Genomic DNA, 14,405 nt, shown 5'->3' with positions numbered 1-14,405 from the left:
TGCCATCAACGGCCTGCCCGCGATCCGGTGCGCATGCCGCCATGCTCTGGTGCTGTTGCTCACGAGGTCACCGCCTGGCCACGCTCGCGCAACAGGCGCACGAGCAGCAGCGCCGTCACGGCGGCGGGGAGGACGTGCAGCACACCGGTAGCCTGGAAGAGCAGGTCGAACGGCTGCCCAGGCGTCATGTAGCCCCCTTGGAGGAGCGGGGAGAGCACGTGGGTGTACAGGCCCTCGAAGAGCCCGAACGAAAGTACGAAACCGACCAGGGACACCGACCAGTGGATCCACCAAGCCACCGGGCGCCGGGCCCAAGCGTATGCGGCCACGTCCAGAGCCAACAGCAACGCGGCGGCGAGGACGGCGTGATAACGCCCAGGGGTGCCGTAGATGACGGCGCCGTACACGTGATGAACGGTGGTGATCAGCGCGTTGGCGCTGCACCACGCCAGCACCTGCACGTTCGTCCTGGACGTAGAGACGGTGGGGCTTTTGCGATCAGTGGTCATGTGGCCTCCAACGTGAATGGGGTGCTGGACGCGGCATCCTCGGCCGGCCGGTGGGCCTGGCAGATCACTTAGGACGCGAGGGCATGCCGCGACGAGGTGCGCCGGCTGTTGCGGATGCGCAGGCCCGCCCAGGCATTGAGGCGGTTGATCGAAGCGTTCACGCCATCGTGAACAGCTGTCCACGACAGTAGCATGAACATGCGTTCACAACAATAGCGCTGATGCCTCGGCGCCACCCAGGTCCTCTTCAGGCGCGGCCGCGCGCGATGCTCGACCCGATATCCGTGCCCGTGAGGGGTTACGTCCACGGAAGTGGTGTACGAGTTTGACCTGGTCATAGGCGTGGTGCCGTGAAATGAGAACGGCCATCGAGTGATGACCTCTGGGAATGCCTCACAGACATCGCCTGCAGGAGGCCGATCCCGCGTATGTCCCGCGAGGCGGAGCCGACCAATCGGCCTTCGTCCGTGGCCGTTGCTGTCACAGCTCCAGCGGCGGCAGTCCCCGCATTTCTCGGTAGCGCCGCCGCTCTTCGGTCAAACTGGCCGACCCGTTGGGCCAGCATGGGCACGCGTACGGCTGATCGCGAGGCGGTAGCCGGAGGAAGTCTCCGCACTGTTCCGCCATCACGGACAAAACCCATCGCTTGGCTGGTCGCCGGGCGCGACAGGCGACGGCGATCTCTCGGGAGGCGACGAGGGAAGATTCAGCCCGTCCGAGCAGGCTGCGTATATCGCCCACACGGAGGAACCCCCGAGCCTGGGGAAGCTGTCCGGCACCAGCGAGCCGGTGGCGGCCACCGCTCGCACCACGTTCCAGGTGTCCCAGACGCCCTCGAACCCGGACCGCGTCACCTGACCCGCGGCGAGCGCGTCGTTGAGCGGCACGTTCGCCGCCAGGGTGACCACGCAGCATCACCACCGACAGCGCGAACCGACCGCGACCGCCGGACGGCGCTCCAGATTCCCCTCGCCGCGCCCTGGCGGGCGAAGTCGGCGAAGGCGCGCGGCTCGCGGCCCAGCGTGCGCTGGATCCCGTCGCCGAGCGAGGCGTCGCGGCCGTCGAGCACTGTCGTGAACAGGTGGGTCAGGAAGCCGGCGACGCCCTCGGGCACGTGCTGCACGTACGCGTCGACCGGGATCTGGGTGTAGTCGATCTCGCGCGCGGCGGCCGCGGCAATCTCGGCGGTGGCCCGGGCGAACGTCAGCAGCCTGGGCCCGGTCAGCTCGTAGACCTGCCCCGCCCGGCTCGGACCCGCCCGTGCCAGGTGAGAGAACGGGCGGGCGAGGCCCGGCAGTAGGTCCGGGGGTGCGGCCCTACCGCCGGACGGGTCAGCTACGGCCGAGCATCTCGGCGGTCAGGACGTTGCCGCCCACGCCCCAGCCGCCGTCCGGGACCTCCTCCAGGAGGACCAGGGTGGTGGCGCGGGCTCGTTCTCCGTAGACCGTGGCGTAGGCGTCTGTGACGGCGTCGATGAGCTTCTTCTTGGACTCGGGGGTCAGGGTGTCGGCGGGCACCTTGAGGTTGGCGAATGGCATGGTGATGACCTTCCTGTAGTGGTGATTCAGAGCGAGGCGGTTGAGGACAGCAGGTCCTCGACGCCTACACGTCGGTAGAACTCGGTGCGGAGGCGGTCGGCGACGATCGGGACGACCTCGTCGGCGATCGACTGCACGTCCAGCTCGGACGCCGGCAACGTGAGGTCTTCGTCGGCGGCGAGCCGTTGCAGGGCAGTGACGGCGGGGCGGTGCGGTCGGCGGTCCGCCTCGTGCCGGCCGCGACGGCGTGCCCCGTGCCGGGCCCCGCCCGTGAGCCGACCGCTAGCACGGCGGTCATCAGATGATTCCGCCGTTGGCGCGCACGACCTGGCCGTTGATCCAGTGCCCGGCCGGGCTCGCCAGGAAGGCGACGACCTCGGCGATGTCCTGCGGGGTGCCGAGGCGCTCCAGCGGTGGCTGCTTCGCGAGCCGTTCGATCGTCGCCTCGTCCTTGCCGTCGAGGAACAGTTCGGTGGCGGTCGGGCCGGGAGCGACGGCGTTGACCGTGATGTCCCGTCCGCGCAGCTCTCGGGCGAGCACCAGTGTCATCGCCTCGACGGCGCCCTTGCTGGCGGCGTACGCGCCGTAGCCGGGAAACTGCAGGCCGACCACGGAGGTGGACAGGTTGACGATCGCGCCCCCGGCGCGCACGCGGCGTGCGGCCTCCCTGGCCATGACGAAGGTGCCGCGGATGTTGGTGCGGTGCAGGGCGTCCAGCTCGTCGAGGTCGAGGTCGGCGATCGGGGACAGCGACAGCCGCCCCGCCGAATTGACGACCACGTCGATCCCGCCGAAGGATTTCTCCGCCACGTCGAACATCTTCGCGACGGCGTCCTCGTCGGCCACGTCGGCCTGGACCGCGATCGCCCGGCCGCCGGATGTCGTGATCTCCTCGGTCACCTGCACCGCGGCGAGGTCCGATCCGTGGAAACCCACCGCGACCGCGTAGCCCCGTGCCCCCAGCGCCACCGCGATCGCCTTGCCTATTCCACGGGAGCCGCCGCCGACGACGGCCACACGCTGAGCATTCATGGAAGACCCCTTGATCTTATCGCCGATATGGGAATGCCGTATCGACGTTACGCTCCGACGATAGCACAGCTCCGTAACCTCGCTAGCTTTTGCCGCTATCATTGATTGCATGCCAGAGGACGACTCGCTTCGCGCGGCGATGATCGAGGCTGCGGAGCGGCAGCTCGCGTCGTCCACCGACCACGAGGTCGCCACACGGACGGTCTGCGAGGCCGTCGGCGTGAGCCAGCCCGTGCTCTACCGGCTGTTCGGCGACAAGCGCGGCCTGCTGGACGCCGTCGCCGACCACGGCTACGAGCGCTACGCCGCGCTCAAGGCCGCCCAGGAGCAGACCGGCGACCCGGTGGCCGACCTGCACGCCGGCTGGGACGGCCACATGGCCTTCGCACAGGCGAACCCGGCCCTCTACCAGCTGATGTTCACCCCGAGGCCGTGGTCGCGCTCAACAGCTCGAGAGCGCGTGATGGACCTGCTGGTGGCGGCACTCACGCGGTGTGCGGCGGTGGGCGCGCTCAAGGTCGAGCCGCACACCGCCGCCCGGCTCATCCTGTCGGCGAACGTCGGGACCGCCCTTGACCACATCGCCAGACCCGACCCGTTCGGCGACCCCGCGCTGTCCCACCGCATGAGGGACGCCGTGTTCTCACACGTACTGGCTGAACCGGCCGCCGCGAACGACGCTGACCCGCTGCACACTGCGGCGCTGCGCCTGCACGCACAGCTCGATCTCACCGGGACGCAGGCACTGGAACCGGTCGAGGCCGCCCTTCTGCGGCGATGGCTCGAACGCATCACGCACCCCGCCCGAAGCTGACGGCCACCCGGCCCATCCTCCCCGGCCGCGCGCGCATCCACGTCCCGGGGTCGCTGCGGCCTTCGTGGGATGGGCGGCGTGGCGCCGCGGCATCTTCCGGTGAACGTAGGCACGGGGCAACTCGGCGCTCGGCATCCGGCGGCTTCCAGCGGCCTGCGGCTGCCTACGAGGCTCCGGCCCTGCAACGGTGAAGCCCCAGCTCAGCGGCGTTGGCCGCCTCGATCCACAGCCACCTGCTGATGGAGGCCGCCGTCGAGATGGATGGCGCCGGTCAGGAACAGCAAGCCGTACAGACTGAAGCCCAGGGAATCGCCTGGATGAAGATCGGCGATGAGATTCCGGCGGTGCTCATCGCCTACGCGCAGACCCTGACTACCCATCTGCCCGCCGTACGCCGGGCCTGCGCACCGGCCTCGTGACCACGGCATCCGCCCAGCCTGTGGATGCCGAAAATCTCCGAACAGGTCAAAGCCCTGCCTGGTGATCACAGGCCTTGATTCTTGAGGTGTGAGGTCTACGCCGCCGCGGCATGATGCTTCGTCAGTCGCAGACGATTCTGGCCTGTCGCCGAGCGGGGCCCGTGCGGGTGGGACGGCGGGCCATACCGGCGATGGCGGCCCAGCGGATGACGGCCGCGGAGATCTTCGGGTCTCGTTCGTAGTCGAGGGCCAGACGGCGACAAGCGGTAAGCCAGGCCAGCGTCCTCTCTAATCACTGAGGCAGTCATCAATTCGATGACCGCATGAGCCACTGCGCCTGGACGGCTCGTGGACGCCGAACGCCGCGACCGAGAGCAACCCGTTCGCCGGCAAGGCCAACAGCGCGCCGCCTGGACCAACGACATCAGCCACGGTGACCTGGTCCACAGCAACCCCGACCAGACCAAGACCGTCGACCCCTGCAACCTGCCGCTCCTCTACCAGGGCCGCAGCCCCAGCTCCGGCGGCGACCATGGTCTCCTGCCTTAGCACCCGGGCCTGCTGACCCTGCAGCGCCAAGGCATGACACAGGTCCCGCCCGTACGTCCTGACGTACCAACGCCGGGACCGGGCGGATCCGAAACGGGCGGGCTCGGCTTCGCGCCGAGCCCGCCTCAGTTTTCCGCAGCTCAGAGCGCCTGTCTTTCAGCGGCAGGCGAGTCAGTCGTCGAACTCGAAACCGTTCGCCTCGGCGGCCGCCACGAGCCGCCGCACGCGGTCGGCGTCCGTCACGATGGTCGCCATCAGGATGCCGAGTTCCTCCAGCGCGCCGCGGTCCTTTCCGTACGCGCAGAACGTGTCGCCTTCGGGGTCGTACGAGAATCGGCCTTCCAGAGCGGGAGCCTCGGTGCCGACGAGCACCTGCGCGACGCCCTCCCAGAAGTATCCGTTCGGCTCATGGCCGAGATCTTCGATCACGTCGTCGACCCGCGTGGTTCCTGCCTCCAGCAACAGTGAGTACTCTCCCGGGGTCGGCTCGATCAGCCTCAATGGATGCACCGGCGCATGCTGTCACTGGTCGATCCACAGCCGCAAGGGGCTCCAGGCCCGCTGAGGCCGCCGGCGGAGTCACTCGGCGTACGGCTGGTCCTGTCCCTGGGCGCTGTAGCCGAGGCTCCAGATGTAGCCGTCCGGGTCGGCGAAGGTGCCGCCGTACCCGCCCCACGGCAGCGCGCCGGCAGGCTTGAGGATCGTGGCACCGGCCTTCTCGGCCTCTGCCATGATCTCGTCGACCCGCGCCTCGCTGCGGACGACGTAAGTGAGGACAAGCCCGCCGAAGCCGCTGCCGTCCCGGCTCGTTCCCACCATGTCGGCCAGGCCGTCGCGGCCGTAGAAGCCGACGGGCGAGGCTCCGTCCGATTCGAAGAACACCGAGACGCCGAAGTCGTTCTTGATCTTCCAGCCGAGCCCCTCGGTGTAGAACCGCTTGGCCCTGTCCATGTCACGGACGGCGAGGAGAATTGAGCTGACGTGCGCTTTCATGCCTTGGCTCCCTTGTGCTTCAGGGTCGTGCTCATGAAGCTCACGCTACGAGGGGTTCCGGGCCCGGCGCTTCTCGATTCGTGACCGGTGTCTGCCGGGTATCGGCGGCCCACCGGTGCCGCCCGGCCACTCTCCGGCTTCTGCACCGCCACGAACAAGTCCAGCGCGATGAACTGGGCATCGATCGGTCGCCGTCAACCCCGATGTTCACCCGCGAGAACGGCGGGGCCATTGATCCAACTACCTCACCCACCGCTTCCACAAGCTGATCATGGCCAGCGGCCCCCCCGGTGCGGCTGCATGATTTGAGACATGGAGCCGCGACGCCGGCCCTGGCGGCAGGAGCGGATCTGCGCGTGGTGCAAGGCCTGCTCGGACATGTCAGCATCGTGCTCACCGCCGACACGTACACGTCGGTGCTGCCGCAGCTGTATCACGAGAGCGCCCGGGCCATCGCACGGCTGGTCCTCAAAGCGGCTCGCAAGACCACGCGCAAGGTGCACAACGCCCGCCGTGATACGTGACTCACAGGTGTCGCACCGTGGCTCACGATCATACGACTCGAATACAGGATCGTGGAAAACCGCAGGTCGGAGTGGCAAGGCGCCCGGGGCTCGAATCCGGAACCTACGGATTAAAAGCAGATCGTTCGATGCAGGTCAGTGCCTGTGTACGGTCTCCTTTGAACACTCCTGGACGGCATGGAAGTGCAACGGCAACTGCAACTGACGGTAGCCGTGCCGACGGTTTCAAAGAGATCAGCACCTCAGCGACGATCATGCGCGAGACCTGCCGAAGCTCGACCTCAGACATTGCCGAGCCGCACGAGCTGGTGAGCAGGCTCGTGGTCCGGCGGCCGCATGGCGCAGCTATGTGATCGTGTAGAGCGCGCCTTCGGCCAGCACGTGCGCCGCCTTGATGCCGTCGGGCACGCCCGGAGCCTCCAGCCACTTCGGCTCCAGGCGGTCCGCCCAATCGATGATCCTCGAGGCGAGGGCCAGCGCATCCGCGTCGCGGCCCTGCACAAGTTCCACGGCGAGCCGCAGGTACGCACCCTGCTGCGTCCCGTCGAGCCCGGCCGCCAACGCAGCGATCCGGTCGGCGACCCTCACGCCGTGCCCGGGATGCTGCGCGGCAAGGACGGCGAGTACGAATCGGATCCCCGGCGGCTCGGCTTCCCACCGTTGCAGCAGCACCGGAACCTGATCGCCGACGGTCCGGTACACCTCCTCGGTCCACGCACCCGGCTGGAGCGGCTCCCCTTCGTCCAGCGCGAGATCGGCGAACGCGACCAGGTTGTCGTTGCGGCGGCCACCAGCCATCATCAGCCACACGTAGAGGTCCCGGCGCTGCCGGGCCGGCACCACGTCGGCGACGATCAGCTGGGTGAGGAACGGCAGCGCGGGAGCTGTGGCCTCGTAGCAGTCGCCCTGGTGCAGCAGGTCGTCGCCGAACAGCTCATCGAGGACCTCGTCCCACTCCTCCGTGCCGTCCGCCAGCTCGCGCAGCAGGCCAGGGATGTCGTCGGCGGGCCCGTGCGCGTGCTCCAAATCGCCCCATGACACGTCGTCGAGACCGGTCAGCTCCACAACCCCCGGGGTGGCGAAGTCCGGTGTGAGCGCCAGTGGTTCCAGGGGTGGTGCCGGGGCGATGGTGACCTCCGGGACCGGCGGTCGCGCCTTTGTCCCCCTCGCCACGATCGGGGCGGTCCAGCTGCGATGCTCGGCTATCCGGCTGATGTCGAACCGGTTGCCGCTACGGGGCCGGCCGCCGTACGTCCGCGCGATCGCCGCGGCTTCCCGGTTCACCGCATCGAACTGCCGGTGACCCACGGTGTCGACCGGGTAGGGACCCTCGTCGAGCGCCATCACCAGCCAGCCGCCATGGGGGTGCGGACGTGCGAAAACGCAGGAGAACCCGTACTCCGCGAGCTGCTCGGCCAACGCGCGCGCGGCCACCTCGTCGGGCACGACGAAGTCATGCATCCCCGCCATCGCGCTCCAGCCGGCCACGCGCTCGTCTCCGTCCTGCCGCTCCTGCTGTCCTCCTGCCACCCTGCCCGATCGCCCGTTCTCGTTTCACACGGCTGCCCGGCCTCCCGCGGAAGGTGAACTGGGACGATCACGCTACAGGTCCGCCCGGCTCGACAGGCAGCGCGTTCATAGCGCCACTCCACGGCGGCCTCGGACATCAAGCGCCTCTTCCAGCCTGACCGCGCTGGTCAGCAGGGGCGACACCAGGGCGGGTTGGCATGAGAAGAGGCTCCCGGTAAGACAGCAGTCGCCCAAGCTCCGATGCCTCTATCAAAGAGCCTCGTTGCTTTCTTACCGTGCCGCGATTCCGCTGCACACCCTGATTCGCCTGGCCGGACGGATCCGCGCCCGGCGTGCCGAGCGCCGCTGCCGGTGACTGCGCCTGGATGTGTCCCGGCAAGCCCTTGCGGATTCGACAACAATCACTCACTGTAACTTTATAAACACGGAGCGTGTTTGCGTTGTCCCTCGCGAAAGGAAGATCCATGCGTCGGCACTCTGCCCTGGCTGCCGCCGGCGGCGCCCTCATGCTGGTTCTGGCCGTTCCCGGCCCCGCATCGGCCGCCACAGGCCAGTTCCGCTACTCCTACCAGACCGCCGACGGGTACGACGCCGTCGGCTTCATCAACGAGCCCCCGAGCCGGAGATGCATCGACATCCAGGGAGCCGGATCTGACGGCACGTCGGCCGCCTACGCGCCGAAGAACCTGACCGACGCAACCGCCACGGTCTTCCTGGAGGCCGGCTGCACAGGGGATGTCTTCTACAGCCTGCGCCCCGGTGCGGGTGCTTCCGATCGCCTGCTGGTGCGCTCCGTCGTCTTCTCCTGAAGCGCGGATCCGGGCGCGGTGCCCTGCGGCCGGCAGCAGGGCGCCGATCGTCGCATCCGCCGCGCGAGAGCTCTCGACCGGGCGGCCAGGAGGCGATCCAGGGGCGCCCTTGCCGCTGTGGATCTTCGTGACCGCACAAGGATCGAGCTGAACAATACCTGGGGTTGGAGTCCGGGCAGGTGTGAACGGCCACCTCGACCTGCCCGCCGCCGTAGTCCACCTGCTCCCCGGACTGCCTCGTCTCATGCATCCCTCGTGAGCTGGGGAAACGGGCTCAAGCGCATGTTTGTGTGCTTCCACGCGCTGAGGGGCGACATCGCCATCGCCGAAGGCCCCGACCCGGACCACAGACAGCCCGGCAGGACTGGACGCCTTCACAACACACCACTCATCTGACAAGAAAGTCAGCGGATCTCCGGCAGCCCCGAACACCGAGGTCAGGCGTACGTTCCCGTTCTTCCACACCCCGATGGCCGGCTCAAAAGGCGTCCCACGCACCGTGAAAGGAACAGCAGTGAGCGCTACCGTCCCGCAGCATCTCCGCAGCGTTCCCGCCGTCCCCCACCGCCCCCGTCACGTGCGCCGTGCCGGGCATGCCGGTCGGGTTCTGGCGATCCTGGCGCTGAGCGCCACGGCCCTGGCCGTTCCCGCACCCGCCCAGGCCCAGGCAACCGAGCAGGTGGCGGTGTCCTTGGGAGACAGCTTCATCTCCGGAGAGGCAGGCCGATGGTGGGGTAACAGCACGGTGTCCGCCGCTGCGGGCTGCACCCGCGGCGGCACCGACCGGGCCGCTTATCGCAGGCGTTTGATCTGCCACTACGACCCCCAGCGGGTGTATGACGGCACGGCCGTGCAGGGAGAGGGCACCGGGTGTCACCGTTCCGATGCGGCCGAGATCACCGGGCTGAGCCGGGCCGGGCTCACCCCGGTCAACCTGGCCTGTTCGGGGGCGGAGACCCGGCACGTCATCAACGAGGCGTTCAAGGAGAACACCTCCTCCCAAGCCGAACTGCTTGCGCAGGTTGCCGCCACCCAGCAGGTCGAGGTGGTCGTGCTGTCGATCGGCGGCAACGACCTGGACCTGTCCGGGATGCTGCGCCGCTGCGCCGCGCTGTACATGGCGGGCGACAAGCGCTCCTGCGCCTCCACCGGCGAGGGCGATCGGTTTGTCGCCGCGCTGCCGGCGGTGGAGCAACAGGTGACCCTGGCGGTGCAGAAGATCCGCCAGGTGATGAGCCAGGCGTCGGCCCGTTCTGCCGGCTACCGGCTGATCCTTCAGTCCTATCCCTCTCCGGTGCCCTCCTCGGCCCGGGTGCGCTACGGCGAGGGCGGTGGCGGCAAGACCGCCACGCGCACGCTCGTGGGCGGTTGCCCGCTGTGGGACGCCGACTTCGACCTGATGCACGACACCCTGGCACCGGCGATCGACGCCATGCTGCGCCGCGTCGCCACCGCGACCGGTGTGGAGTTCTTGAGCATGCTGGGCGCCGTGGAGGGCCACGCGTTGTGCGAGGAGGGCACACGCCAGGCCGGTCCGCTGGACGACGCCGCCGAACTGGGCGACACGATGGAGTGGGTACGGTACGGCACCGCCGGCGCGAGGATCAGTCAAGGACACCAGCAGGAGGCCATGCACCCCAACGCGTTCGGCCAGCAGGCGCTTGGCCGCTGCCTGCTGTCCCTCTACCGCGATCCCGGCACCCAGCCCTGCGACGCGGGCACGCCCAGGAGTCAAACCTGATCCATTCCACAGCCTGTGCATGGTCCTCGAAGGCACCCTCAGCGAACTCGCCCGACGGCCGGCGTTGCCCGCGCTTCCGTCCCAGGGGGAGTGTGCCTTGCCGGGGGCGGCCACGTCACCGGACTCGAGCGGGCCCGGTGCGTGGGCGGACTTTTCAACGGGTGGTTCGTGCAGGGCTGTTAACGACGCCTGGTTGTTCGTCCCGAGCACAGGACAGGGCTCACCCCCCGCTGGGGTGAGCCCTGTTTCGGTGCCTCATCCGCCGACGGGCCACACCAGCATTAGATCGCGGAGAAGTCCATGTGAGGCATGCCCGCCCACGCCGCAGGATTCCCGGCAACCTTCCTGGATGGCACCCCAGCACCCGCCGTCGCGGCCACCGTGAACTCCTCCCACGGCGGGGGCGTCGGGGCCCCTCTCGACCCGCCCGCGGCGCTGGGCTGGGCGTTGCAGCGCCAGGCCGTGCTGCCGGCGCGGAGCACCGCAGACGGCTGCCATGCCGCTGTCATGCGCTACGCCGGCGAACCGGCGTCGACATGGGTGGTCCTCACCAGCGGAGCATCGCAGCCACTCCGCCCGCCTCGGCGAGCTCCTGCGCCGCTCCGGTCTCCAGCACGGTGACCTCGCCTCCGTACTCGAAGGTGAGCTCGATCATCTCCTCCTCCAGCTCCTCGGGGGTGACGCCCATGGGCTCGGAGTTCCACGGGCCCGCCTCGTCGAGCAGCAGGTGCTCGACCCGGCCCTGCCGCAGTAGGGAGAGGATGTCGTCGAGGCCGACCGCGCTGTCGCCGCCCGACAGGGCCAGGTCCCGGGCGCGCACGGCCAGGGCGGCGTCGTTCCTGGCCCGTGCCTCGTCTAGAGCGGGGCGGACGAACTCCAGCACCTCCGACGGCGACAGAGCGGGATCGAGCACGGCGTCCATGTGGACGATCTCCGGGCCCGCCGGCAGCGCCTCGCCCAGCACTGAGGTGTCGCGGGGGTTGCCTACCAGCAGCAGCGTCTCCCAGCCCAGCCGCTGGGCCTGGCCCGCCACGTGCGGGACCGCGTCGCGCAGGTACTTGGTCAGGTGCTCCTCGACGCGCTGGTCGAAGCGGTCGGGGTGGATGCCGCGCCGGGAGAGCCCCGGCAGCGTCGCCTCTCCGGACGAACCTGCGGTCGCCAGGTTGAAGATGACCGGCTCCAGCTCGTCGGCCAGGCCGTACCGGCAGTCGAACAGCCGCACGCCGTCACGCCCCACCCTGGCCACCCCGGCGGGCCTGTCGGCCTGTACAGCGGTGACGAGCGGCAGCAGATAAGCGCGTTCCCTGAGGGTGGCGAGGTCACCCACCGGGAGCTGAAGCCACTCGGTGCGTACCTCGTCACCGGCCACCTGCGCGAACAGGGCACGTCCGAGACCGGGACCGGCCGGGTCGAGCAGTTCGTCGATCCGCGGCTCCAGCAGGTCGAGGCGGAGGCCCACGAGCCTGGCCCGCTCCTGGTCGGGGCCCGCGGCGAGGTCCTGGCGCAACGCGGCGATCTCGTTGCGCAGCCGGGTCCGCCCGGCCTGCGTGCCCGGCTCCATCGTCGTGTAGAGCGACAACACGCCGACCTCGTCGCCGAAGACCGCCAGCTCGCGTAGGTCTGCCTGGTCGAACACCATGACTCGCTCACCTCCGTAGGCAGGAGCCCGTTGCGCGGGCCCCAGCGTTGGGGGCTCCCCCATTTTACCGAAGCCGCCCGTCGTCCCGCCCTGGGAACCGGGTTGCGCCGTCGTACGGCCCTCCTCGTTTGTGCCTGATGACCTGGGGAAATAGCGCACCGAGCTGCTTATCGCGGCGTCCGGTGCCCCAGCCTGCCTGGTTGGCCTTTTCCTCACTCACAGGGAGATGGACGATGCGTACCCATGCGGCCCCGGCCCCGACAACCGTTGCGCCCGACACCCAGCTCGCCGACATGGTGTTCGCCGACGATCGGATGAACAGCGACCTGGTCCTTTTCCAGCGCCGGTCAGCCGGCGGCTGGCGTCCGGTGACGGCGCGGCAGTTCGCGGCCGACGTCCGCAGTCTGGCGGCCGGCTTCCTCGCCGCCGGGATCCGGCCCGGCGATCGGGTCGCGCTGCTGGCCGCCACCAGCTACGAGTGGACGTTGCTGGACTACGCCCTGTGGACGGTGGCGGCGCTGCCGGTCCCGATCTATGAGACCTCCTCGGCCGAGCAGGTCCGCTGGGTGCTGGAGGACGCCGGCCCGGCCGCCGTGGTGGTCGAGCGCGAGACGCATCGTCGCCTGGTCGAGGACGTGGCCGAGGGGCTGTCCAGGCCGCCGCGGGTGTGGCAGATCGATGGAGGCGGGCTGGACCGTCTCCGCGAGGGCGGGCAAGACGTGGACGACGCTCAGCTGCGGGAGCGACGCCGGCTGGTGTCGGCCGACGACCTGGCGACGATCATCTACACCTCGGGCACCACCGGGCGCCCGAAGGGCTGCATGCTGAGTCACGGCAACCTGTTGCACGAGGCTCGCGCGGCGATCGACAGCCTGGAGCGGATCTTCGGCCAGAACGCCTCGACGCTGCTGTTCCTCCCGCTGGCGCACGTCTTCGCGCGGGTGATCCAGGTGGCCTGCGTGGAGCGGGGTGTGTGCCTGGCGCACAACGCCGACCGGGGCAGGCTGACCGAGGACCTGGCCGCCCTGCGACCGTCGTTCCTGCTGGCGGTGCCCAGGGTTTTCGAGCGGGTCTACAACGTTGCTCAGCAGCGGGCCCACGCCCAGGGCAAGGGGAGGATCTTCGACTGGGCCGAGCGGACCGCCGTGGCCTACAGCCAGGCGCTGGACGACGGGCGGCCGGGCCGGCGCCTGCGCCTGGCACATCGCCTGTGCGACCGGCTGGTGTACCGGCGGCTGCGGGCCGCGCTCGGTGGCCGGGTCGGCTACGCCATCTCCGGCGGCGCGCCGCTGGGCGTGCGGCTGGGCCACTTCTTCCGAGGGGCCGGCGTCACCGTGCTGGAAGGCTACGGGCTGACCGAGACCAGCGCCGCCGCGACCGTGAACCTGCCCCACGCCATGAAGATCGGCACGGTGGGGCCGCCCCTGCCCGAGGTCGACATTCGCATCGCCGACGACGGCGAGATCCTGATCAGGGGCCCGATCGTGTTCCGGGGCTACTGGCGCAACGAGCAGGTGACCAGGGAGAGCCTGACCGCCGACGGTTGGCTGCGCACCGGCGACGTCGGCGCCCTGGACGAGGACGGGTTCCTGACGATCTCGGGCCGCAAGAAGGAGATCATTGTCACCGCCGGCGGCAAGAACCTCGCCCCGGAGCCGCTCGAGGACCGCCTGCGTACCCATCCGCTCATCAGCCAGGTGGTGGTCGTCGGCGACCGGCGGCCGTACACCGCCGCGCTGATCACCCTGGACGCCGGTGCGCTGGCGTCATGGAAGCGGGCCGCCGGCAGGCCCGGGCAGGCGGGCCCGGCCGAGCTTCGCGACGATCCCGATCTGCTGGCCAGGCTGCAGACGGCCGTGGACGAGGCCAACACGATGGTGAGCCGGGCCGAGTCGATCCGCAGGTTCCGCATCCTTCCGGTGGACCTGACCGAACAGAACGGGTATCTGACCCCGACCCTGAAGGTCAAGCGCGCCCTGGTCCACAAGGACTTCGCGGCCGACATCGAGGAGCTGTACCGCTGAGTGGCGGACGGTGCTGCCGCTGTCACGCGGAGCGGGGTCATCCATCCCCACCGCCAGCTGACCCGCTGCCAAGCGACGCCGCCGGTGTTCAAGATTCGCGACGAAGGCCCGAGACCCGGTGCCCGTCATCGAGGCTCGCGTCCGCCGTCCGGCCTTCACCACCACCTTGTGCAGCGCCGGCGGCCCCTGGCGTCGCTCGCGTTGACGGAGTTCAGCCCGGACGGCTTCGAACGACATTCACGCAGGTCATATCGCTTGATGGCTGCCATGAGGGGTAGCCACAG

Annotated in this window: 15 protein-coding genes and 1 pseudogene; 7 read left to right on the top strand and 9 right to left on the bottom strand. The window is 69.4% G+C overall.

Annotation, left to right across the window (positions count from 1 at the left end; translation table 11 throughout):
* Nucleotides 1-59 precede the first annotated feature (59 nt).
* The 5 genes from ABD292_RS29775 to ABD292_RS29755 form a co-directional block, all read right to left on the bottom strand.
* Nucleotides 60-509 carry a hypothetical protein gene (locus tag ABD292_RS29775; protein WP_344213041.1) on the bottom strand — a complete coding sequence of 150 codons (450 nt, stop codon included), beginning with the start codon at nucleotides 507-509 and terminating at the stop codon, nucleotides 60-62.
* A gap of 850 nt (nucleotides 510-1,359) precedes the next feature.
* On the bottom strand, nucleotides 1,360-1,623 hold the full coding sequence (locus ABD292_RS29770) for a hypothetical protein (RefSeq protein ID WP_344213039.1): 264 nt from the start codon (nucleotides 1,621-1,623) through the stop codon (nucleotides 1,360-1,362).
* A 217-nt stretch (nucleotides 1,624-1,840) separates the two neighbouring features.
* Nucleotides 1,841-2,047 (bottom strand): 4-oxalocrotonate tautomerase family protein, encoded by a 207-nt coding sequence (locus ABD292_RS29765; protein ID WP_344213037.1) that lies wholly within the window; start codon nucleotides 2,045-2,047, stop codon nucleotides 1,841-1,843.
* Nucleotides 2,048-2,073: 26 nt separating this feature from the next.
* The gene (locus ABD292_RS29760; RefSeq protein WP_344213035.1) at nucleotides 2,074-2,205 is read right to left on the bottom strand and encodes a hypothetical protein; all 132 of its coding nucleotides are present in this window, start codon (nucleotides 2,203-2,205) and stop codon (nucleotides 2,074-2,076) included.
* A 139-nt stretch (nucleotides 2,206-2,344) separates the two neighbouring features.
* Nucleotides 2,345-3,079: an SDR family oxidoreductase gene (locus ABD292_RS29755; protein WP_344213033.1), complete on the bottom strand. Its 735-nt coding sequence runs from the start codon at nucleotides 3,077-3,079 to the stop codon at nucleotides 2,345-2,347.
* Between the two features lie 109 nt (nucleotides 3,080-3,188).
* Here ABD292_RS29755 and ABD292_RS29750 point away from each other — a divergent pair, with 109 nt between their 5' ends.
* From ABD292_RS29750 to ABD292_RS29740, 3 genes and pseudogenes are all read left to right on the top strand, one after another.
* Nucleotides 3,189-3,893, top strand: a complete 705-nt coding sequence (locus ABD292_RS29750; RefSeq protein WP_344213031.1) for a TetR/AcrR family transcriptional regulator — start codon at nucleotides 3,189-3,191, stop codon at nucleotides 3,891-3,893.
* Nucleotides 3,894-4,102: 209 nt separating this feature from the next.
* The gene (locus tag ABD292_RS29745) at nucleotides 4,103-4,312 is read left to right on the top strand and encodes a hypothetical protein (RefSeq protein ID WP_344213029.1); all 210 of its coding nucleotides are present in this window, start codon (nucleotides 4,103-4,105) and stop codon (nucleotides 4,310-4,312) included.
* Between the two features lie 331 nt (nucleotides 4,313-4,643).
* Nucleotides 4,644-4,861: pseudogene (locus ABD292_RS29740) on the top strand (non-reducing end alpha-L-arabinofuranosidase family hydrolase).
* A 171-nt stretch (nucleotides 4,862-5,032) separates the two neighbouring features.
* Here ABD292_RS29740 and ABD292_RS29735 read toward each other — a convergent pair.
* Together ABD292_RS29735 and ABD292_RS29730 are read right to left on the bottom strand one after the other, a co-directional pair.
* Nucleotides 5,033-5,362, bottom strand: a complete 330-nt coding sequence (locus ABD292_RS29735; RefSeq protein ID WP_344213024.1) for an Imm51 family immunity protein — start codon at nucleotides 5,360-5,362, stop codon at nucleotides 5,033-5,035.
* Nucleotides 5,363-5,440: 78 nt separating this feature from the next.
* The gene (locus tag ABD292_RS29730) at nucleotides 5,441-5,854 is read right to left on the bottom strand and encodes a VOC family protein (RefSeq protein WP_150935602.1); all 414 of its coding nucleotides are present in this window, start codon (nucleotides 5,852-5,854) and stop codon (nucleotides 5,441-5,443) included.
* A 290-nt stretch (nucleotides 5,855-6,144) separates the two neighbouring features.
* Here ABD292_RS29730 and ABD292_RS29725 point away from each other — a divergent pair, with 290 nt between their 5' ends.
* Nucleotides 6,145-6,378, top strand: coding sequence for a tyrosine-type recombinase/integrase (locus ABD292_RS29725; protein ID WP_344213020.1), 234 nt, complete (start codon nucleotides 6,145-6,147; stop codon nucleotides 6,376-6,378).
* Between the two features lie 345 nt (nucleotides 6,379-6,723).
* Here ABD292_RS29725 and ABD292_RS29720 read toward each other — a convergent pair whose 3' ends face one another.
* On the bottom strand, nucleotides 6,724-7,866 hold the full coding sequence (locus tag ABD292_RS29720) for a hypothetical protein (RefSeq protein ID WP_344213018.1): 1,143 nt from the start codon (nucleotides 7,864-7,866) through the stop codon (nucleotides 6,724-6,726).
* A 506-nt stretch (nucleotides 7,867-8,372) separates the two neighbouring features.
* Between ABD292_RS29720 and ABD292_RS29710 the strand changes: the two genes are divergently transcribed.
* Both ABD292_RS29710 and ABD292_RS29705 read left to right on the top strand, forming a co-directional pair.
* On the top strand, nucleotides 8,373-8,717 hold the full coding sequence (locus ABD292_RS29710; protein WP_344213016.1) for a hypothetical protein: 345 nt from the start codon (nucleotides 8,373-8,375) through the stop codon (nucleotides 8,715-8,717).
* A 514-nt stretch (nucleotides 8,718-9,231) separates the two neighbouring features.
* Entirely contained in the window at nucleotides 9,232-10,458 is a 1,227-nt protein-coding gene (locus ABD292_RS29705) for a GDSL-type esterase/lipase family protein (RefSeq protein ID WP_344213014.1), read from the top strand.
* Between the two features lie 547 nt (nucleotides 10,459-11,005).
* Here the strand turns inward: ABD292_RS29705 and ABD292_RS29700 are convergent.
* On the bottom strand, nucleotides 11,006-12,097 hold the full coding sequence (locus tag ABD292_RS29700; RefSeq protein WP_344213012.1) for a baeRF10 domain-containing protein: 1,092 nt from the start codon (nucleotides 12,095-12,097) through the stop codon (nucleotides 11,006-11,008).
* A gap of 233 nt (nucleotides 12,098-12,330) precedes the next feature.
* Between ABD292_RS29700 and ABD292_RS29695 the strand changes: the two genes are divergently transcribed.
* Complete coding sequence (locus ABD292_RS29695) at nucleotides 12,331-14,121, top strand: AMP-dependent synthetase/ligase (protein ID WP_344213010.1); 1,791 nt, start codon at nucleotides 12,331-12,333, stop codon at nucleotides 14,119-14,121.
* Nucleotides 14,122-14,405 lie beyond the last annotated feature (284 nt).

Source organism: Nonomuraea bangladeshensis, assembly GCF_039529455.1.
Classification (GTDB): domain Bacteria; phylum Actinomycetota; class Actinomycetes; order Streptosporangiales; family Streptosporangiaceae; genus Nonomuraea; species Nonomuraea bangladeshensis.
Note: the sequence above shows the minus strand (reverse complement) of the source record. Positions and strands in the feature narration are given on the sequence as shown.